Raw genomic sequence first — 18,877 nt, 5'->3', positions numbered from 1 at the left:
TGCCGTCGACTCCACTCTTGGCCAGGGCGGGCGCCGCGAGGCGGATTCTCTGCCCGCGGCAGATTCGCCACCGGCAGAGGCGTGCCCTCAGCCCTTCTCGCGCAACTGCCTGAAGAACGCCCGCACATCGCCGACCAGCAGGTCCGGCTCCTCCATCGCCGCGAAGTGCCCGCCGCGGTCGAACTCCGTCCACCGCATCAGGTTCTCGGTGCGCTCCGCCTTGTGCCGCAGCGGGATCTGGGGCTCGGCCGGGAACAGGGCGAGCGCCGTGGGCGCGGTCGACGGCTCGGTCTCAAGGGCGGCGCGGCCGGTGGCGTGGGCGCGTTCGTAGTAGATGCGGGCGGCGGAGCCGGCCGTCCCGGTCAGCCAGTACAGCATCACGTTGGTGAGCAGCCGGTCCCGGTCCACGGCCTCCTCGGGCAGCAGCTGCGAGTCCGTCCACTCCTGGAACTTCTCGACGGTCCAGGCGAGTTGACCCACGGGTGAGTCCGTCAGCGCGTACGCCACGGTCTGCGGCCGGGTGGCCTGCAGGACGGCGTATCCGGTGCCCTCGCGCGACCACTCGCTCCACCGGCGCCACGACAGCAGCGCCCGCTCCTGCTCCTCCGTGCCGAGCGCGTCCAGCTCCTCCTGCGTCGGCTCGGTGATCTGCTGCGCCCCCGGCAGCAGGTTGAGGTGGACGCCGATCACCCGGTCGGGATGGGCCCGCCCCAGCTCGCGGGAGATGGCCGCGCCCCAGTCGCCGCCCTGCGCGCCGAAGCGCTCGTAACCCAGGCGCCGCATCAGCTCGGCCCACGCGTCCGCGATCCGGCCGGCCTCCCAGCCGGTGTCCGTCGGCGGTCCGGACAGCCCGAACCCGGGGACGCTCGGCACCACGACGTGGAAGGCGTCGGCCGGGTCGCCGCCGTGCGCGACCGGGTCGGCGAGCGGGCCGACCACGTCCAGGAACTCCACGATCGACCCGGGCCAGCCGTGCGTGAGGACCAGCGGGGTGGCGTCCGGCTCGGGGGAGCGGACGTGCGCGAAGTGCACGGTCGAGCCGTCGACGGTGGTCGTGAACTGCGGCCACCGGTTCAGCTGCGCCTCCGCGGCACGCCAGTCGTAGGTGTGGCGCCAGTAGTGCACCAGCTCGCGCAGGTAGTCGGCGGGCACGCCGTACGCCCATCCGGTGCCGGGCAGCTCGTCCGGCCAGCGGGTGCGGTCGAGGCGGTCGTGCAGGTCGTCGAGGGTGTGCTGCGGGATGTCGAGACGGAAGGGCAGGACCGGGTCGGTGGGGGATGACGTCATGTGCGGAGCCTAGGCCCGGGCCGCGAGGGGGCCATATGGATTAATCGGCCGCCCCGCCGATGAGTTCCGCGGCGAGGATCGGTCGATACAGGTGACCGCGTTCCACGCCCCAGGAGGTACCCGATGACCACCGACGGATTCACCACGTGTCTCTGGTTCGACGGCCAGGCCGAGGAGGCCGCCCACTACTACGTCTCGGTCTTCAAGAACTCGAGCATCGGCCGCGTCGGCCGGAACGTCGAGGGAGGAGCGGGCCCCGTCGGCTCGGTGCTGGCCGTGGAGTTCACGGCCAACGGCCAGAAGTTCGTAGCCCTCAACGGCGGCCCGCAGTTCAAGTTCAACGAGTCGGTCTCCTTCCAGATCTTCTGCGAGGACCAGGAGGAGATCGACTACTACTGGACCAAGCTCACCGAGGGCGGCGGCGAACCCGGCCCCTGCGGCTGGCTCAAGGACAGGTACGGCCTGTCCTGGCAGGTCGTGCCGGCCCGGCTCATCGACATGATCAGCGACCCGGACCAGGAGAAGGCGTCCCGTGCGACCAAGGCGTTCATGGCGATGTCCAAGTTCGACCTCGCCGCCCTGGAGAAGGCCTACGCGGGCGAGTGACGGCCGGCCCGGCACGCGCGGCCGGTGGGCCCCGAGGGGTCACCGGCCGCGTACGTGTTCCCCGATCACCCGGGTGATCTCCCGGGTCGTGCGCAGGATGCCGGGGGAGCGGACCGGGCACGGCCTTGCGGCGGACGTCGTCGGGACCAGGCAGAAGTGCAGGTAGTCCGTGTCCAGGTGGAGGGCGGTGCGGTCCTGGCCCGGCTGGGTGCAGTAGCCGGGGTGCGCGCGCTCGTAGGCGGTGCACGGCAGGTACTGCTGCCAGGTGTAGCGGGCCCCGGCCGGGCTGACCGTGGCGCCGGCGTCGGCGACCAGGTCACCGGACGCCGCGGCCTGCTGCTCGTACATCTGGTTGACCCGGCGCACCCGGTCCGGGGTCATCGGGTCGGGCCCTTGCAACACCCAGACGATCCGAGGGCGCCGGGCCCCGCCCGCGTCGGCGATCTGCGCGGTGAGCCGGCGCAGGTCGGCCTGGTACCGAGTGAGGTACCTCTGCTGCGAGCCGTTGTAGGTGATGCCGTCCATGCACCAGGTGAAGCCCCAGGCGTTGCCCCAGAACTGCATCACCACATAGTCGGGATGCCGTGCCCGCACCAGCGCGGCCGCCTTGTCCGCGTCCGGCACCAGGGAACGCGCCCCTGTGCCCTCCAGGTAGTCGCAGAGCGTGGTGCCCGAGAACGGGGCACTGGTGTAGGTCGCGTTCAGATCCGAGCGGAGCTGCTGCCCGAGGACGTTCTGGGCCTCCGTCGCCAGCGAGTCGCCGAGGTACAGCACCGTGGGGCCCACGTCCGGGGGGCCGGGAGATACGGGCGCCCGCTGGTGGGTCGTGGCGGCGGAGGCGCCCGGTACGGCGGGGGAGGGCGGCGGGCCCTCGGGTCCGGACGACGGATCGCCGCAGGCGCCGAGCAGCAGCGCGCCGGCCAGCAGCACTCCCACGATCCACGGTGTCCGCATGCAGCAACTCCCGCCCCGGCAACCGAAAACGGCTCCCCAGGCAAGCACAGGAGCATCCAAGGGGGAAGACACCAGGATGAGTTCAGGCCGAGCCCGGGCGTTCCAGGAGTTCCAGCAGGTCGGTGAGCGGCAGCGGTTTGGCCAGGTGGGCGTCGAAGCCGGCCGCGCGGGACAGGGCGCGGTCGGTGCCCTGGCTGAATCCGGACACCGCGATCAGGCGCAGCCGGTCCCCGTCGGGCCCGGCGCGCAGGGCGCGGGCGACCGCGTAGCCGTCCATGTCCGGCAGCCCCAGGTCGCACAGGACGACGTCGAAGGGCTCGGCGCCGACGGCGGCGACTGCGTCCGCGCCCGTGTGCACGGCGGTGACCCGGTGGCCGTGGCGTTCCAGGAGGGTCCGGTAGGTGGCGGCCAGGTCCGTGTTGTCCTCGACGATCAGCACGGACAGCGGGTGCGGCGCCGGGCGGCCGGCCGGGGGAGGCGACGGCCGCGGGGTCGTCGCGGCGGTGGTCGGCAGCCGTACCGTGAACGAGGCGCCCGTGCCGAGGCCGTCGCTGTGCGCTTCGATCCGGCCGCCGTGCAGCTCCACCACCGTCCGCGCCACCGCGAGTCCCAGTCCCAGGCCCTCCGGCGTGTCGGGACCGGCCGGGGCCGCCCGCATGAACACCCCGAACAGCTCCTCCGCCTGCCCGGGCGCGAAGCCGATGCCGTCGTCCCGCACCGTCAGCCGGGCCACGCCCTCCTCGAGGGTGAGACCGACCTCGGTGTGCCCGCCGGGCCGGGTGTACTTCAGCGCGTTGGACAGGAGGTTCGTGAACACCTGCGCCAGCCGCAGCCGGTCGCCGTCCACCGTCACCGGCTCGGGCGGCAGGACGACACCCAGCGTGCGGCCCTCGTGCCCGAACAGCCCGCGGATGTCCGCAGCCGCCCCGTCCAGGACCGAGCGCAGATCGACCGGCTCCCGAACCAGCTCCAGACGCCCGGTCACGGCCCGGGTGCCGTCCAGGAGGTCGTTGCTCATCCGCGCCAGCGTGCCCAGCTGCCGCTCCAGGACCGACAGGGCCGGATGCCCCTCGGGCAGGTCGAGGGCGAGGAGTTCGGTGGCCGCGGTGGCCGCGGCGAGCGGGTTGCGCAGCTCGTGCGAGAGCGTCGCGATGAACCGGTCCTTGGCCCGCTGCTCCTCCCGCAACCTGCGCCCGGCGGAGTCCAGTTCGGCGTTGACCCGGCTGAGCTGCTCGTTGACCTCGCGGATCTCCCGCGCCCGGACGAAGAGGTCGATCTCCATGCCCTCCGCCCGCATCTGCGCCTCGGCGACGGCCCGCCGCTGTTCCCGCCCCACCCGGCGCAGGTGCACGAACTCCGTGACGTCCTCGACCCGGTGCAGGATGTACCTGACCTGCCCGCCGGCGTCCAGGACCGGTACGTTGACCGGGCTCCAGTAGCGCTCGGCGAAGGTGCCCTCCTCGCCCGCCGGGATGTCGTAGCGCTGCAGCGCCATCGTGTCCGTACGGCCGCTCGCCACCACGGTCTCCAGCGAGCGCCGCAGATTGGCGACACCGTCGGCCGACGGGTCGTCCGGGTTGTCGGGGAAGACGTCGAAGACCGGACGCCCCACGATGCCGCGGTCCGTCCGGGTCGCCGTGAGATAGGCCCGGTTGACCTCGACGATGGTGAAGTCCGGGCTGAGGACGAGCAGCGGGGACAGCGTTGCGTCGAACAGGAGCCGGAAGTCCGGGACATCGGGCACGGTCGGACCTCCCGGGCCGAGGCGGGACTCAGAGATCGAGGCGGTAGCCGTAGCCGCGCACCGTCGTGATCCGCGGGGCCGGCGCGGGCGTGGCCGCGAGCTTGCCGCGCAACCGGTACACGTGCTCGACGACGGTCGCCGGCTGTTGCCAGGCCGAGCCCCAGATCCGCTCCAGCAGCTGCTCGGTGGAGAAGACCCGCCCGGGCGCCTCGGCCAGCGTCTCCAGCAGGGCGTACTCCTTGGGGCGCAGCGTCAGTGCGATGCCGCCGACGGACGCCCGGCGTCCCGCGCTGTCGATGAGCAGCGAGCCGACCCGCAGCAGGGCCGGGGCGTCGGGCGGCTGCGAGCGGCGCAGCACCGCGTGGATGCGGGCCACCAACTCCCGCTGGGAGAACGGCTTGACCAGATAGTCGTCGGCGCCGATCTCCAGGCCCGCCACCCGGTCGGCCTCCGCGCCACGCCCGGAGACGACGATGACCGGCAGCCGGCTGGTCGAGCGCAGCGCCCGCAGCAGTTCGAGGCCGCTGCCGTCCGGCAGGCCCAGGTCGAGGACGGCGAGGTCGACGCAGCCCTCGTACAGGACGGCCTTGCCGGCGCGTGCGTCCATGGCCCAGGTGACGGTGAATCCGGCCCGTTCCAGATAGGAACGGCACATCAGTGCGAAATCGGGTTCGTCCTCGATCAGCGCGAGGTGCGGACGCATTCCGCATCACCCGGCCCATCTGCCGTCCGCTCGTCGTGCAGCTCGTTGTGCGGCTCCTGAGCGGGCGTTGATGCCCCGACCATGTGGCGAAGGTAGAACAGTGAACGGCCCGGTTCAAGGGGGGAGCCGCGCGGGGGAGGTCCCGGCGCGGGCCCGTGCGGTGCGGGGATGTCGAAGCCGCCGCACGGGCCCGCACCGGGACGCGGGCCCGTGCGCGTGTCAGATCCGGTCGGCCGCGATCAGCAGGTACTGGAAACTGCCGTTCCGGTACGCGCTCAGAAACGTCTCCTCGATGCCCGTGACCAGGTGCTCCGCCTCGCGGCGCAGCTCCCAGTAGGGGATCGTGTCGGCGGTGAGGTCCTGGACGTGGACCGGGACCAGGCGGTGGCGGGCCATCGCCCGGAAGTACTCCGAGCGCGGGTGGATGTCGCAGATGTAGTGGGCGTTGATCAGGGACACCTCGCGGGAGGCACGTCCGTAGGCGTCGTTGTAGCAGCCGGTGATCACCACGTAGCGTCCGCCGCGGCGCAGCAGCCGCGCGTGCTCGGCGAACAGCAGGTCCAGCTCCACGTACATGGTCGACTCGTTGTTCCACGACGCGGCGTAGGCGCCCGTCTCGAAACCGGTGTCGAGCATGTTGCGGTGGTGGTAGCGCACCCGGTCGTCGATGCCCCGCTTGCGGGCCTGCTCGCCCGCGAACTCGGCCTGCTTCGCGGAGAGGGTCACACCGTCGGTGTGGCAGCCGTAGCGCAGGTTCGCCACCACGCTGCCGCCGCCGCGGCCGCAGCCGGCGTCGAAGACCCGGTCGTCCGGGGTGAGCGGGCCCAGATGGGCGGCGAGGAGTTCGGCCTGCGCGTGTTCCAGGCGGTGCAGCTCGACGGTGATCCGCTCGCGGCGCAGCTCCGGATCGGTCTCGTCGAGCACCGTGAGATCGGCGGCTCCGACGCCGTAGTGGTGGTGGTACAGGTCGTCGAGCTTGCCGAGTTCGAGGTTGACCGGGTTCTCCTCGGCGTTCCAGTAGTCCGCGACACGGGACTGGTACGTCGACTGGGCGGGCAGGTGGACGTTGCTGATGCGGGCGGGGGCGACGGTCAACGGTGACTCCTCGTCGTCTTGCTGACAGTTCATCGGAGCTGCGCCTACCAGTAGTCGGGAAGGTGGTAGCGGTGGGTGTTGGTGGCGTGCCACTCGTGGTTGCCGGCCACCCAGTCGGACAGGCCGCGGGCGTAGCGCTCCACGAGCGGTGAGGTGGCGGCGAGGACGGCGGACTCGTCCTCGAACGCGGTCATGATCTCGTTGTGGATGTCGACCGCCCTCAGATAGGCGGCCTTCAGCCCGCACCGCTCGTTGGCGGCGACGACCTGCGGCAGGTTGAGATGGCCGGGATCGCTCGCCAGTTCCTTGGTGAACGAGTACAGGTCGTTGACGATCGTCGTGGCGTTGCAGGCGAGCGCGGTGATCCGCTGGATCTCCGGGCGGGCGTAGACCGCTTCCGGCAGTTCGTAGCCGTCCACCGCGTCGACGATCGACAGGCAGGGCCGGAAGTTGTTGAACTGCCGCATCACCAGGTACTCCCACACCCGGGGCGCGTACCGGGTCTCCATCCAGGCGGCCTCGGCGAGGTAGCCCAGGTGGAGGCGGGCGATGTCGTGGACGAAGCGGTCGGTCTGGCTGGGTGTCGCGAAGGCTGCGTAGTCCTTCATGGCCCAGTGGTACGAGCGCAGCGGGCCGTCGGCCTGGACGCCCTCGCGCCACTCCGCCTCCAGCGCCGGCGTGCCGTGGTAGGGGTCGATAGCCGACTGGGCCATGACCAGCGGCCCGCCGAGCCCGCGGCGCGCCCCGCCGCGGCCCTCGTCCTCCTCGCAGTAGCAGCTGTCGACGAGGTTCTCGGCGAGCAGCAGCTGCCCGGCCACGGTCAGCCGCTCCAGATCGGCCGCCTCCGGATGCTGGAGCACCACGGCCCGGCCGAACTGGAACCCGGAGAAGTCCCCCTTCCAGGCGGGCGGGAACAGCTCCAGGCCGCGGGCCCAGGCCTCCAGCCTGCGGTCGACCTCCGCGGCCTTGTCCGGATCCGCGGGGGCGACCGGACGGTACTTGAGCCCGGGGACGGCCCCGCCGCGCCGGGCGCGCACACTGCGGGCCGGACTCGGCGGTCCCGGCAGGGACCAGGCGGACGTGGGCGTGCTCATCGCGTACTCCACCCTCAGTCGGCCGTCCGGCCGATCTGGACGTTCTCCAGCATCCCCGCCGCGTCCGGCACGAGGATGGCCATCGAGTAGTAGGCGGTGACGAGGTAGTTGATGATCGCGGCCGCGTCGATCCCCATGAACCGCACGTTCAGGCCCGGCTGGTACTCCTCCGGAAGGCCCGTCTGGAAGAGGCCGATCACGCCCTGGTCCGACTCGCCGGTGCGCAGCGCGATGATGCTGCTGGTGTGCCGGTCGCTGATCGGGATCTTGTTGCACGGGAAGATGGGCACCCCGCGCCAGGCGGGGATCTCGTGCCCCTCGACGTTCGCCGTCCCCGGCACCAGACCGCGCCGGTTGCACTGCCGGAAGAAGGCGGCGATCGCCTTCGGATGGGCGAGGAACACCTTGGTCTTGCGGCGCATCGACAGCAGCTCGTCCATGTCGTCCGGCGTCGGCGGTCCGGCGAAGGTGCTGATGCGCTGGCCGTAGTCGACGTTGTGCAGCAGCCCGAACTCCCGGTTGTTGACCAGCTCCCACTCCTGGCGCTCGCGGATCTCCTCGATGGTCAGGCGCAGTTGCTGCTCGGTCTGGTTCATCGGGTCGTTGTAGAGGTCGGCGACCCGGGAGTGCACCCGCAGCACGGTCTGGGTGAGCGACAGCTCGTACTCGCGCGGGGCGAGGTCGTAGTTCACGAACCCGCCGGGCAGCGTCGGCTCGCCCACATGGCCGGCCTGGACGGGGACGTCGGCCTCGCCCTTGCGGTTCATCGGCAGCTTCTGCCGCTCGGCGAACGCCTGCAGGTGCGCGGCCAGCGACGGCACCCGGTCGGTGAACTCCGTCACGACGTCCCAGGGCAGCACCAGCAGCACGCCCCCGGTCTCCGCGCGCACCGAGCTCAGCCACAGCGGATCCGACTGCCCGATGGCCTCGTCGCCCAGCTGGTCGCCGTCGGCGACGACCCCGGTGATCTCCTCCTCGCCGTACTTGCCGGTCGTGTACCGGGTGAACTTGCCGTGCACCACCAGGTACGCCTCGGTGACCGGCTGGCCCGCCTCGAACAGCACCTGTCCGGCGCGCACTTCGCGGACCCGGAATCGGGTGGCGACCTCCTTGAGGACATCGATGTCGGAGTAGCCGCGCAGCACCGGCAGCTCGGTGAGGGTCTCGGGGATGACCTTGATGTCGTTGCCGCCGTTCTGCTCGAACTGCACCCGTCCGCGCCCGATCCGCAGCTGCAGGCGCCGGTTGACCCGGTAGGTGCCGCCCCGGACGTCCACCCACGGCAGCGTCTTCAGCAGCCAGCGTGAGCTGATGGCCTGCATCTGCGGTTCGGACTTGGTGGTCGTGGTGAGCTGGCGTGCCGCCCGGGTGCTGAGACTGGTCGGCTGCGCGTCGGCGGCGGACTCGGGGACGGGTTCCTCGGTGGCGCTGTCGGGGGTGGACACGTTCCCTCCCTGGGACTGGACCGGGGTGAGCGGAGTGGTCGGGTGGTGCGGACGAGGCCGGCGCGCCTGACAGGAGCGCACCGCATGTACAAGGCAAACAGCCGGGGACAGGGCCCGGTACGGCGTGAAAGGGGCGGCTTCGTGGCCCCACGGTGCACTCGACGCGACGGCGGCGATCGTCATCCACCGCCGTGATCACGCGCCGGTCGCCTCCCTTCGCCCACCGGCGCACAAGGCGCACACCCCGCTCGCGGGCGACGCGACGGCGCCCTCTCCCGGTTGCGTCCGGGACGAACCCCGGCGTTCGGCGCGCGCTCGGCCCAACGGGTGGCTAGCGTGAGGAAACAGACCATCCGCCTATTCGGGAGAAGGGCCGCAGCCATGCCCGTACAACCTGAGGGAACCCCCTGTTGGGCCGACGCGATGTTCGGCGACGTGGAGGGAGCCAAGAGCTTCTACGGCGACGTCCTCGGCTGGACCTTCGGCGAGGCGTCGTCCGAGTACGGCAACTACACCCAGGCCTACGCGGACGGCAAGGCGGTCGCCGCCGTCGTACCGCCGATGCCCGGCCAGGACGCCCCGTCGCAGTGGTGCCTCTACTTCGCCTCCGACGATGCCGCCGCGACGGCCGCGCGGATCCGGGACAACGGCGGCGAGGTGCTGATGGAGCCGATGCAGGTCGGCGAGTTCGGCACGATGTGCATCGCCCGCGAACCCAGCGGCGCCGTCTTCGGCCTGTGGCAGGGCGGCATCCACGAGGGCTTCGAGGCGACGGCCGTGCCGGGCGCGTACGGCTGGGCCGAGGTCTTCACCCGCGAGCCGGAGCGGACGGACGCCTTCTTCAGCGCCGTCTTCCCGTACTCGGCGCAGCAGGTCGTCGACGACGCGGTCGACTTCCGCATGTTCAACCTCGGGGACAACACGGTCCTCGGCCGCATGCGGATGGGCGACGAGTTCCCGCCCGAGATCCCCTCCTACGTCAACCTGTACTTCGTCGTCCCCGACTGCGACGACGCCGTCGCCAAGGCGACCAAACTGGGCGGCACCCTGCGCTTCGGGCCCATGGACAGTCCCTATGGCAGGTTCGCGGCCCTCAGCGACCCCCAGGGCGCCAGCTTCTCGGTGATCGACATCACGCGGACGGAGGGTGAGGTGCCGCAGACCGAGAACGTCTCCTAGCGGGCTCCGGGAGGCCCCGCTCGCCGTGGCATGATCGAGTCCATGCGTGAACGTGTGGTGGCCGCCTGCGACGGGGCCTCGAAGGGAAATCCGGGACCGGCGGCCTGGGCGTGGGTGGTCTCCGACGACTCCGGGGCCCCGGTCCGCTGGGAGGCCGGGCCCCTCGGCAAGGCCACCAACAACGTCGCGGAACTCACCGCGCTGGAGCGACTGCTGACGGCGACCGACCCGGGGGTGGCGCTGGAGGTCAGGATGGACTCCCAGTACGCCATGAAGGCGGTCACCACCTGGCTGCCGGGCTGGAAGCGCAACGGCTGGAAGACGGCGGCCGGCAAGCCGGTCGCCAACCAGGACCTGGTGGTGCGCATCGACGAGCTGCTGGAGGGCCGCTCGGTCGACTTCCGCTACGTGCCGGCGCACCAGGTCGACGGCGACCCGCTCAACGACTTCGCCGACCGGGCCGCGAGCCAGGCGGCGGTCGTGCAGGAGCCGGCGGGCAGCGACCTCGGCTCACCCGAGCCGCCGCCCTCGACGGCCACCGCGAAGAAGACCGCCGCCCCACGCCGGAAGCCCGGTGGGGCCCGGCAGGGCGGCGGCTCGTCCTCCCGCACGATCAAGGCGAAGTTCCCCGGCCGCTGCCTGTGCGGCCGCTCCTACGCGGCCGGCGAGTCGATCGCCAAGAACGCGCAGGGCTGGGGGCACCCGGAGTGCCGTACGGAGGAGGCGGGTCAGCAGACGACGGTCAGATGACCGCGCCGCGCCACTCGCCGGTCTCCTGGCCGCGCTCCTCGATGAACTTCTTGAAGCGCTCCAGGTCGCCCTTGGTCTGCCGCTTCACGAACCCCAGCTTGTCGCCGACCTTCTCGGTGACGCTGTCCGGCTGGAACTCCATCTGCAGCATGACCTTGGTGTGCGCGTCGTCGAGGCGGTGGAACGTCACCACCCCGGCCTGCCTGGCCTCCCCGGAAACGGTGGTCCAGGCCACCCGCTCGTCCGGGATCTGCTCGGTGATCTCCGCGTCGAACTCCCGGTGAACCCCGTTCACGCTGGTCACCCAGTGGGTGAGCGTGTCGGTGCGCTGCTCGATGCGCTCCACGCCGTTCATGAACTGCGGGAACGTCTCGAACTGCGTCCACTGGTTGTAGGCGGTGTGCACCGGGACGCCGACCTCGATGGATTCCTCGACCTGCGACACGGGTGAACCCCTCCTTCGTTCTCACATCGGTTGCGTCCCGGGCGAGTACCCGTGACCTGCTGGGCGAACCCCGCTACAGCGCCCGGTGGTACGAGAACCTGCCGCACCGTGCACGCGCGGGCGCCGGCCTCGGGCAAGGAACCGAACGACCGGTAACCCTTGGGTGAATGGCAATTCACCGGCTATGGTGAATTGCCATTCACCCTTTCTTTTCCCCTGCCGCACACGGGAGTACCGATGGGCCAGCCCGCACCGATAGCCGAGCCCCCCGTGGCGGGGGGCCTGCGGGACCGGCTGACCATCCCGGTGCTGGCGTCCGGCGGCATCCTCATGGCCGTCATGCAGACCGTCGTCGTGCCGCTGCTCCCCGACCTGCCCCGGCTGACGCACTCCACCGCGGGCACCGTCTCCTGGATGGTGACGGCGACCCTGCTGTCCGGGGCGGTCCTCACCCCGGTGCTGGGCCGGGCCGGCGACATGTACGGCAAACGCCGGGTGCTGACGGCGGCGCTCGCGCTGATGACGGTCGGCTCGGTGATGTGCGCCCTGTCGTCCGACATCGTCGTGCTGATCACGGCCCGCGCCCTGCAGGGCGCCGCCGCCTCCGTCGTACCCCTGTCGATCAGCATCCTGCGGGACGAGCTGCCCCCGGAGCGCCGGGGGTCCGCGGTGGCCCTGATGAGCTCCACCGTCGGCATCGGGGCCGCCCTGGGGCTGCCGCTGGCCGCGCTGGTCGTGCAGTACGCCGACTGGCACACCATGTTCTGGCTGACCAGTGTGCTCGGCGCACTCGGTGTGTCGGCGGTGTGGTGGGCCGTCAAGGAGTCGCCGGTGCGGGAGCCCGGGCGGTTCGACGTGGCGGGCACGCTCGGACTGGCCGCGGGACTCGTGTGCCTGCTGCTGGGCGTCTCGCAGGGCGGGCAGTGGGGGTGGGGCAGCCCACGGGTGCTGGCCCTGTTCGCCGCCTCCGTCGCCGTCCTCGCCCTGTGGTGGTGGCAGCAACTGCGCACCGAACGGCCCCTGGTCGACCTGAGGCTGGTCTCCCGGCCCCGGGTGGGCCTGTCGCATGTGGCCGCCCTGCTCACCGGCTTCGCCTTCTACGCCAACTCCCTGGTGACCGCCCAGTTGGTCCAGGCGCCGAAGGCCACCGGATACGGCCTCGGACTGTCGATCGTGGAGACCGGCCTGTGCCTGCTGCCCGGCGGCGTCACCATGCTGCTGTTCTCGCCCGTCTCGGCCCGGATCTCCGCGTCGCGCGGCCCGCGCATCACGCTCGCCCTGGGAGCCGCGGTCATCGCCTGCGGGTACGCGGTCCGCATCGCCGACAGCCGTGACCTGTGGATGATCATTCTGGGCGCGACGGTCGTGGCGACCGGCACCACCCTCGCCTACTCGGCCCTGCCCACCCTGATCCTGCGCGCCGTGCCGGCCGAGCAGACCGCCTCCGCCAACGGCGTCAACGTCCTGATGCGCACCATCGGCCAGGCCACCTCCAGCGCCGCTGTCGCCGCCGTGCTGGTCCACCACACCAGCCCGGTCGGCGGCGTTCCGGTGCCCACCCTGCACGGCTACCTGCTCGCCTTCGGCACGGCGGGCGCCGTCGCCCTGGCCGCCGGCGCCGCCGCCCTCACCATCCCCGGCGACCCCGTGCCCGGCGGACCACGCCGGAGCCGGGGCCGCACCCGCGACACCCGGAACGAGGCGCTGGAGGGAGCATGAGTGCCGTGAGCACTTCCCCCACCGCCCCCACGCCCACCCGCCGCGACGCCGAGGCCACCAAGGCGGCCATCCTCAAGGCCGCCCGCCATCTGCTCGCGCGCCACGCCCACGCCGACATCACGTTGAAGGCGGTCGCCGAACGCGCCGGTGTCAGCGCCCCGTTGATCCTCAAGTACTTCGGCAACAAGGACGCCCTGTTCGCCCGCGTGATGTCCTTCGAGGCCGACGCCGATGCCCTGCTGGACGCCCCGCTGGAGGAACTCGGCCGGCACATGGTCCGGCTGGTGCTGGTCGGCCAGTCCCGGCAGGGCGCCGACCCGCTCCTGCGGATCGTGTTCGCCCCCCTGCACGGCGAGCAGGGCGACATCCTGCGCGCCAACTTCCGCACCCAGGTGACCGAGCGCCTCACCGCCCGCCTCACCGGCCCCGACGCGGGCCTGCGCGCCGAACTCGCCGTCGCCGCCCTCCTCGGCCTCGGTGTCATCTACGGCATCGCCCGAGGCACCCACGTCAGGAATGCCGACCTGGACACCGTGGTCACCCGCTACGCCCCGGTCGTACAGCAGCACCTCATGCCAAGAACGCCGCCACGGCAGCCGTGAACCGCTGCGGATCGTCCAGCCACGGGAAGTGCCCGGCGCCGGACAGTTCGACGAACTCGGCCTTCGGGAGGAGCCCGGCGAGTTCGGCGACGGCGGCCGACGGGGAGTTGAGGTCCACCTGCCCCGCCAGCACCAGCGTCGGTGCCGTGAACCCGGCGAGGGCCGCGCGGGTGGCGCCCGGCTCGAAGACGCCGTCCGCGGCGAAGGCGGCCGCCGCATCGTGGTTCTTCTGGGCGGCCCCGGCGGCATGGTGGGCGCGTGCCGTGTCGTCCCAACGGCCGTACAGGAAGGGTGCGATGACGTCCCAGCTGTCGGTCGTCGCGCGTCCGGCGGTGATGTCCTGCAGGGCGGCGAAGGCCACCGGGAACCACGGCTCGTCCTGCCGCAGGCGTGCCGTCCGGCGCCGGATCTCCGGGGGGACGGCGATGCCGACGGCCGACATGCTCGGTGTGATCAGCGCCAGCCTGCCGACGCGGTGCGGGTGGCCGGTGGTGTACAGCAGGGCCGGGTTGGTGCCGGCGGAGTGGCCGAGGAGGTCCACCGTGTCGAGACCCAGGTGCTCGCGCAGGGCCTCCACGTCCTCGACCAGGCGGTCGCAGCGACAGGTGGCCGGGTCCTCGGGGATCGCCGAGTCGCCGGTGCCGCGGAAGTCGAGCAGGATCAGCCGACGGTTCGCGGTCAGGCCGCCGAGGTCGCCGAGGTAGGCGGACGCCTGCATCGGGCCGCCCGGCAGACAGAGCAGCGGCGGGCCCTCCCCGCGGACGTGGTAGGCCAGTTCGGTCCCGTCGGGCGCGGCGAAGGCAGGCATGATCGGCAGCCTTGCAGCGACATCCGACGGGGGCTACCGGTTAACGCAGCAGCCCGACCCAGTTGCGGTACGCCGAGCGGTAGAGGGCGACGTCTGCGGGAAAGGCCGGCAGCTCCTCGGCCGCGACCGCGGGATCGGCCGCGATCAGGACGGGCACGGTGGCCGGCGCGGCGGCCGAGAGCAGGAAACCCCGGCGGGCCCAGGACGGGTCGTCGGCGGCGGACAGATGGTTGCTCAGTGAACGATCAGTCACGGGGCGCACCGGAGCGTCCGATTCCGTACACCGGCGTGACGGATGACAGACTGACGCCATGGACGAGCGCACTTTCGGCAGGTCGGATCAGCACGCGTCGGTCATCGGTCTCGGGACGTGGCAACTGGGCGCAGACTGGGGAGACGTCGACGACAAGGAGGCCCTCGCGGTACTGGAGGCCGCGGCCGAGTCGGGGGTGACCTTCTTCGACACCGCCGACGTCTACGGCGACGGACGCAGCGAGCAGACCATCGCCGCCTTCCTGGCCGGCCGCCCGGACCTGCACGTGGAGGTCGCCACCAAGATGGGGCGCCGGGTCGAGCAGCTGCCGGAGAACTACGTTCTCGACAACTTCCGCGCCTGGAACGACCGTTCCCGCCGCAACCTCGGCGTCGACCGTATCGACCTGGTCCAGCTGCACTGCCCGCCCACCCCCGTCTACTCCACCGACGAGGTCTTCGACGCCCTGGACACCCTGGTCGAGGAGGAGCGCATCGCCGCCTATGGGGTCAGCGTGGAGACCTGCGCGGAGGCGCTGACGGCGATCGCCCGGCCCTGTGTGGCGAGCGTGCAGATCATCCTCAACCCGTTCCGCATGAAGCCGCTGCGGGAGGTCCTGCCCGCCGCCCGGGAGGCCGGCGTCGGCATCATCGCCCGCGTCCCGCTCGCTTCCGGCCTGCTGTCGGGCAAGTACACCAAGGAGACCGTCTTCCCCGCCAACGACCACCGCGCCTACAACCGGCACGGCGAGTCCTTCGATGTCGGCGAGACCTTCTCCGGCGTCGACTACACCACCGGTGTGGAGGCAGCCGCCGAGTTCGCCGCCCTCGCGCCCGAGGGGTACACCCCGGCCCAGCTCGCCCTGCGGTGGATCGTCCAGCAGCCGGGCGTGACCACCGTGATCCCCGGCGCCCGCTCGCCCGAGCAGGCCCGCGCCAACGCGGCGGCGGCCAGGCTTCCGGAGCTGTCGGAGCAGACGCTCACCGCGATCCGCGACCTCTATGAGCGCCGGATCAAGGACCAGGTCGAGTCCCGCTGGTAGACCCCGGCGAGGTCCTCAGGGCTCCAGGAGCAGCTGCCACTCCTGCTCCTGGTCGCCGGAGACCGAGCCCTGGTCCTGGGCCGTGAAGGCGTGGGTGAGCGATTCGCGGGCCCGCGCCACCGCCTCCGGGGCGCCCTGCACGGTCACCGTCACCGCCCCGGACAGATGACCGGTGGCGCCCGCCGCGGGCGGGGTCGGCCCGTCCGCCGGATCGTGCGCGAACCTCGCCGTGTGGACCGTGACGGCGTCGTCGGCGGGCAGCTCTTCCTTCGGCTGCCCGAAAGCGGGTTCCAGGACCCGCACGACCGCACGCGCGTCGGCGGCGGTGGCGCCGCTGAGGGTGAGCGTGAGCTCGGTTGCGGACATGGTCGTCGGATCCCTCCGCTGGTCGTCGTACACCATGCGCTCCGTGTAACCGTCCCGTGATCGCCCAAACAGCGGTCGTACGCCTCGGGCCGATCAATCGCGCCCGATGCGGGAACACGGAGGGGGTAGGCGTCCGGGTCGATCGCGCCGGGAGGAACATTGCCGGCCACGCAGAGGGATACAGGTGTCAACGAGTGGGGGCGGCACGAGACCGACGAGGAGAGAGCGGACCGCAAGTGGGGTGAGCTGATCCAGGAGGTCAGGGTCGCCCAGACCGGGGTGCAGATCCTGTTCGGCTTCCTGCTGACCGTCGTGTTCCAGCAGAAGTACGCCTCGCTGGAGCAGACCGACAAGACCATCTACATCGTGACGGTGGTGCTGGGCGCCGCCGCGACCGGGGCGCTGATCGGACCCGTGTCACTGCACCGCCTGGTGTCCGGGCAACGGGTCAAGGCCCGGGCGGTCACCATGGCGTCCCGCATGACCTTCGTCGGCCTGATCCTCCTCCTCGCCACGATGACCTCCTCCCTGCTGCTGATCCTGCGGGTCGCGACCCACAACGGGGCCGTGCCGTGGATCGTCGCCGGCGTGGTCGCCTGGTACGGCCTGTGCTGGTTCGTGGTCCCGATGTGGACCCGGCGCCGCCCCACGCGGAAGTGACACCGTCACGGGAGTCAGGCCTGCGGGCCGCGCAACGCAGTCAGGCAGGTGGCGATGGCCTGCTGGAGCTCCTCCAGACGCTGGACCATGTCCTCCTCGACGAAGTCCTGGACGTCGTCGAAGGTCAGTTCCTCGAAGGCCCTGGTCGCCTTCTGCAGGCTGCTGTAGAACTTGGTGCGCCGTTCCTGGACGCGCAGTTCGGGGTCGGCCTCCACGGTCTCGGCGACGAGGGACTTCATGGTGTCGTAGGCCTCGGTGGCCCACTCGCCGGTGTCCTCGTCGTCCTCCAGCTCGTCGATGAGGGAGAGGTGCCGCTCGGCCTCGTGGCGCAGCTCGGCCGGAGCGTCGATCGTCTGCCCCGCCGGCGTCCTGACCTGGCCCGACTCGGCGATCTGACGGACGTAGCCGATCCGGTCGGCCGACCTGCTCTCGCTGGCGACGGCCTTCTTCAGGTCGTCGGTGCGGACGACGTCCCGCGCCAACTCGGCCTGCAGTTCCGGGTCCTCGCGCACCCGGTCCAGCAGCGCCTGGCGGGCCGCCCGGGCCGTGGAGGGGTCGGCGAGGATCGCGGCGCGCAGCGCGGTGGGGTTCTCGGCGACCTCCAGGGCCTTCGTCGGCCGGATGCCCTCGGCCTCGGCGGCCTCGGCGATGGCGGTGCCGCGCTCGGACGTGGCGCTGTTCCGGGAGACGTAGTAGCCGAGCCACACGTCCGCGTCCGGCAACTCCACTTCCTGGCCGGGCGCCAGCGCCTCGAAGTGCGGCACGAGACCGTCGTCGGCCGCCCGGTCCCAGGCCTTGTAGTAGCGCATCACGCGCTCCGGGGAGCAGCCCGCCAGGTCCGCGAACTGCTTCGCGGACACCTTCGGCGTCTCCTGCGCGCTCTGACCCCCGGGCCGCACGCTGCGCGCCACCATCAGGCCGAAGGTCCACCCACCGGTCCGCGCGTACACTCCGAACTCGCGCGCGTCTCTCGCCACGAGGTCGGACAGGGGCGCGGGGGACGTCTCGGGCGTCTCGGTCGGGTCGATCGCCAGTGTCACCGGTGACTCTCCTGTGCAAAGCTGGTCGGACCGCGGAACGTGCGGAACCGGCAGCCTATATGCACCTGTTGACCTCGCTTTGTTCAGCCCCCGGCGGTGGCGCGGGACCGGTCAGTCGAAGGCGTCCCGCAGCGCAGGCAGCAGCGTCTTCTCCGCCCAGTCCAGATAGGCCGGCTGCGACTCGCCGCCGATCTGCACCAGCGCGATCTCCCCGAACCCGGCCTCCGCGTACGGCCGTACGGCCTCGACGAAGTCCTCGGGGTCGTCGCCGCACGGAATCGAGTCGGCGACGTCGTCCGGGGTGACGAACTGGGTGGCGGCCTCGAACGCGTCCGGGTGCGGCAGCTCCGAGTTGACCTTCCAGCCGCTGCCGAACCAGCGGAACTGCGCGTGCGCACGCTTGACCGCCGTGTCCCGGTCGGGGTCGTAGCAGACGGGTAGCTGACCCACGCGGGGCTTGCCCTCCCCGCCGTGCCGGTCGAACGCCGTCAGCAGCCCGGCCTTGGGTTCGGTGGCGATCACCAGGTCGGCCAGCCGGCCCGCGAGCGCGCAGGACTGCTCGCCGGACACGGCGATGCCGATGGGGGGCGGCTCGTCCGGGAGGTCCCACAGCCGGGCCGACTCCACGTCGAAGTGCGTGCCGCGATGGTTGACGTGGCCGCCCTCGAACAGCGCCCGGATGATCTCGACGGCCTCCTCCAGCATCTCGTGGCGCACGTCGACCGAGGGCCAACCACCGCCCACCACGTGCTCGTTGAGGTTCTCGCCGGCGCCGAGCCCCAGCCGGAAGCGGCCCTCGGACAGCAGCTGCACCGTCGCAGCCTTCTGCGCGACGATCGCCGGGTGGTAGCGCACGGTCGGGCAGGTCACGTAGGTCATCAGCGGAATGCGCGAGGTCGCCTGGGCGGCGGCGCCCAGCACGCTCCACGCGTAGGGCGAGTGGCCCTGTGAGCGCAGCCACGGGAAGTAGTGGTCCGAGGTCACCGAGAAGTCGTAACCGGCCTGCTCGGCGCGGACCAGGTGGTCGACCAGCTCACGGGGACCGGCCTGCTCGGTCATCATCGTGTATCCGATTTGCACCATGG

Annotated in this window: 20 protein-coding genes; 7 read left to right on the top strand and 13 right to left on the bottom strand. The window is 71.6% G+C overall.

Going from position 1 to position 18,877, the window contains the following annotated elements; all coding sequences use genetic code 11:
• Positions 1-87: 87 nt before the first annotated feature.
• Positions 88-1,287, bottom strand: coding sequence for an epoxide hydrolase family protein (locus ACIRVK_RS17320; RefSeq protein WP_404247767.1), 1,200 nt, complete (start codon positions 1,285-1,287; stop codon positions 88-90).
• A 123-nt stretch (positions 1,288-1,410) separates the two neighbouring features.
• On the opposite strand from ACIRVK_RS17320, the gene ACIRVK_RS17315 reads away from it, so the two are divergent.
• A complete protein-coding gene (locus ACIRVK_RS17315) occupies positions 1,411-1,893 on the top strand; it encodes a VOC family protein (RefSeq protein ID WP_404247765.1) in 483 nt (160 codons plus the stop codon).
• A gap of 39 nt (positions 1,894-1,932) precedes the next feature.
• Here the strand turns inward: ACIRVK_RS17315 and ACIRVK_RS17310 are convergent, their stop codons facing one another.
• The 6 genes from ACIRVK_RS17310 to ACIRVK_RS17285 all read right to left on the bottom strand — a co-directional run bounded on the left by ACIRVK_RS17310 (position 1,933) and on the right by ACIRVK_RS17285 (position 8,928).
• Complete coding sequence (locus tag ACIRVK_RS17310; RefSeq protein WP_404247763.1) at positions 1,933-2,847, bottom strand: SGNH/GDSL hydrolase family protein; 915 nt, start codon at positions 2,845-2,847, stop codon at positions 1,933-1,935.
• An 82-nt stretch (positions 2,848-2,929) separates the two neighbouring features.
• Complete coding sequence (locus tag ACIRVK_RS17305; protein ID WP_404247761.1) at positions 2,930-4,591, bottom strand: ATP-binding protein; 1,662 nt, start codon at positions 4,589-4,591, stop codon at positions 2,930-2,932.
• A gap of 28 nt (positions 4,592-4,619) precedes the next feature.
• A complete protein-coding gene (locus ACIRVK_RS17300; protein WP_404247759.1) occupies positions 4,620-5,294 on the bottom strand; it encodes a response regulator transcription factor in 675 nt (224 codons plus the stop codon).
• A gap of 219 nt (positions 5,295-5,513) precedes the next feature.
• Positions 5,514-6,389 carry a geranyl diphosphate 2-C-methyltransferase gene (locus ACIRVK_RS17295; protein ID WP_404247757.1) on the bottom strand — a complete coding sequence of 292 codons (876 nt, stop codon included), beginning with the start codon at positions 6,387-6,389 and terminating at the stop codon, positions 5,514-5,516.
• 44 nt (positions 6,390-6,433) lie between these two features.
• On the bottom strand, positions 6,434-7,483 hold the full coding sequence (locus ACIRVK_RS17290) for a family 2 encapsulin nanocompartment cargo protein terpene cyclase (protein WP_404247755.1): 1,050 nt from the start codon (positions 7,481-7,483) through the stop codon (positions 6,434-6,436).
• A 14-nt stretch (positions 7,484-7,497) separates the two neighbouring features.
• Positions 7,498-8,928, bottom strand: a complete 1,431-nt coding sequence (locus tag ACIRVK_RS17285; RefSeq protein WP_404247753.1) for a family 2B encapsulin nanocompartment shell protein — start codon at positions 8,926-8,928, stop codon at positions 7,498-7,500.
• A 381-nt stretch (positions 8,929-9,309) separates the two neighbouring features.
• On the opposite strand from ACIRVK_RS17285, the gene ACIRVK_RS17280 reads away from it, so the two are divergent.
• Positions 9,310-10,107 (top strand): VOC family protein, encoded by a 798-nt coding sequence (locus ACIRVK_RS17280; RefSeq protein ID WP_404247751.1) that lies wholly within the window; start codon positions 9,310-9,312, stop codon positions 10,105-10,107.
• A gap of 30 nt (positions 10,108-10,137) precedes the next feature.
• Positions 10,138-10,857: a ribonuclease H gene (locus ACIRVK_RS17275; RefSeq protein WP_404247749.1), complete on the top strand. Its 720-nt coding sequence runs from the start codon at positions 10,138-10,140 to the stop codon at positions 10,855-10,857.
• On the opposite strand, the gene ACIRVK_RS17270 is transcribed toward ACIRVK_RS17275, so the two are convergent.
• Positions 10,850-11,302, bottom strand: coding sequence for an SRPBCC family protein (locus ACIRVK_RS17270; protein WP_404247747.1), 453 nt, complete (start codon positions 11,300-11,302; stop codon positions 10,850-10,852). The genes ACIRVK_RS17275 and ACIRVK_RS17270 overlap by 8 nt on opposite strands.
• 237 nt (positions 11,303-11,539) lie before the next feature.
• Here ACIRVK_RS17270 and ACIRVK_RS17265 point away from each other — a divergent pair, with 237 nt between their 5' ends.
• Entirely contained in the window at positions 11,540-13,021 is a 1,482-nt protein-coding gene (locus ACIRVK_RS17265) for an MFS transporter (RefSeq protein ID WP_404247745.1), read from the top strand.
• Positions 13,018-13,623: a TetR family transcriptional regulator gene (locus tag ACIRVK_RS17260; protein WP_404247743.1), complete on the top strand. Its 606-nt coding sequence runs from the start codon at positions 13,018-13,020 to the stop codon at positions 13,621-13,623. The genes ACIRVK_RS17265 and ACIRVK_RS17260 overlap by 4 nt, the downstream gene beginning before the upstream one ends.
• Here the strand turns inward: ACIRVK_RS17260 and ACIRVK_RS17255 are convergent.
• Both ACIRVK_RS17255 and ACIRVK_RS17250 read right to left on the bottom strand, forming a co-directional pair.
• Positions 13,592-14,431 (bottom strand): alpha/beta fold hydrolase, encoded by an 840-nt coding sequence (locus ACIRVK_RS17255; protein ID WP_404247741.1) that lies wholly within the window; start codon positions 14,429-14,431, stop codon positions 13,592-13,594. The genes ACIRVK_RS17260 and ACIRVK_RS17255 overlap by 32 nt on opposite strands.
• Before the next feature lie 40 nt (positions 14,432-14,471).
• Positions 14,472-14,684 (bottom strand): hypothetical protein, encoded by a 213-nt coding sequence (locus tag ACIRVK_RS17250; RefSeq protein WP_404247739.1) that lies wholly within the window; start codon positions 14,682-14,684, stop codon positions 14,472-14,474.
• A 58-nt stretch (positions 14,685-14,742) separates the two neighbouring features.
• Between ACIRVK_RS17250 and ACIRVK_RS17245 the strand changes: the two genes are divergently transcribed.
• On the top strand, positions 14,743-15,726 hold the full coding sequence (locus ACIRVK_RS17245) for an aldo/keto reductase (protein WP_404247737.1): 984 nt from the start codon (positions 14,743-14,745) through the stop codon (positions 15,724-15,726).
• A 15-nt stretch (positions 15,727-15,741) separates the two neighbouring features.
• Here the strand turns inward: ACIRVK_RS17245 and ACIRVK_RS17240 are convergent, their stop codons facing one another.
• Positions 15,742-16,092 (bottom strand): hypothetical protein, encoded by a 351-nt coding sequence (locus ACIRVK_RS17240; RefSeq protein WP_404247735.1) that lies wholly within the window; start codon positions 16,090-16,092, stop codon positions 15,742-15,744.
• A 159-nt stretch (positions 16,093-16,251) separates the two neighbouring features.
• On the opposite strand from ACIRVK_RS17240, the gene ACIRVK_RS17235 reads away from it, so the two are divergent.
• Entirely contained in the window at positions 16,252-16,752 is a 501-nt protein-coding gene (locus ACIRVK_RS17235) for a DUF6328 family protein (protein ID WP_404247733.1), read from the top strand.
• A gap of 14 nt (positions 16,753-16,766) precedes the next feature.
• Here the strand turns inward: ACIRVK_RS17235 and ACIRVK_RS17230 are convergent, their stop codons facing one another.
• Both ACIRVK_RS17230 and ACIRVK_RS17225 read right to left on the bottom strand, forming a co-directional pair.
• Positions 16,767-17,792, bottom strand: coding sequence for a hypothetical protein (locus ACIRVK_RS17230; protein WP_404247731.1), 1,026 nt, complete (start codon positions 17,790-17,792; stop codon positions 16,767-16,769).
• 111 nt (positions 17,793-17,903) lie between these two features.
• Positions 17,904-18,875, bottom strand: a complete 972-nt coding sequence (locus tag ACIRVK_RS17225; protein WP_404247729.1) for an LLM class F420-dependent oxidoreductase — start codon at positions 18,873-18,875, stop codon at positions 17,904-17,906.
• Positions 18,876-18,877 lie beyond the last annotated feature (2 nt).

It is taken from the genome of Streptomyces sp. NPDC101152, assembly GCF_044768275.1.
Taxonomy (GTDB): Bacteria; Actinomycetota; Actinomycetes; order Streptomycetales; family Streptomycetaceae; genus Streptomyces.
The sequence above is the reverse complement of the archived record's forward strand: the minus strand, read 5'-3'. Positions and strand labels throughout refer to the sequence as shown.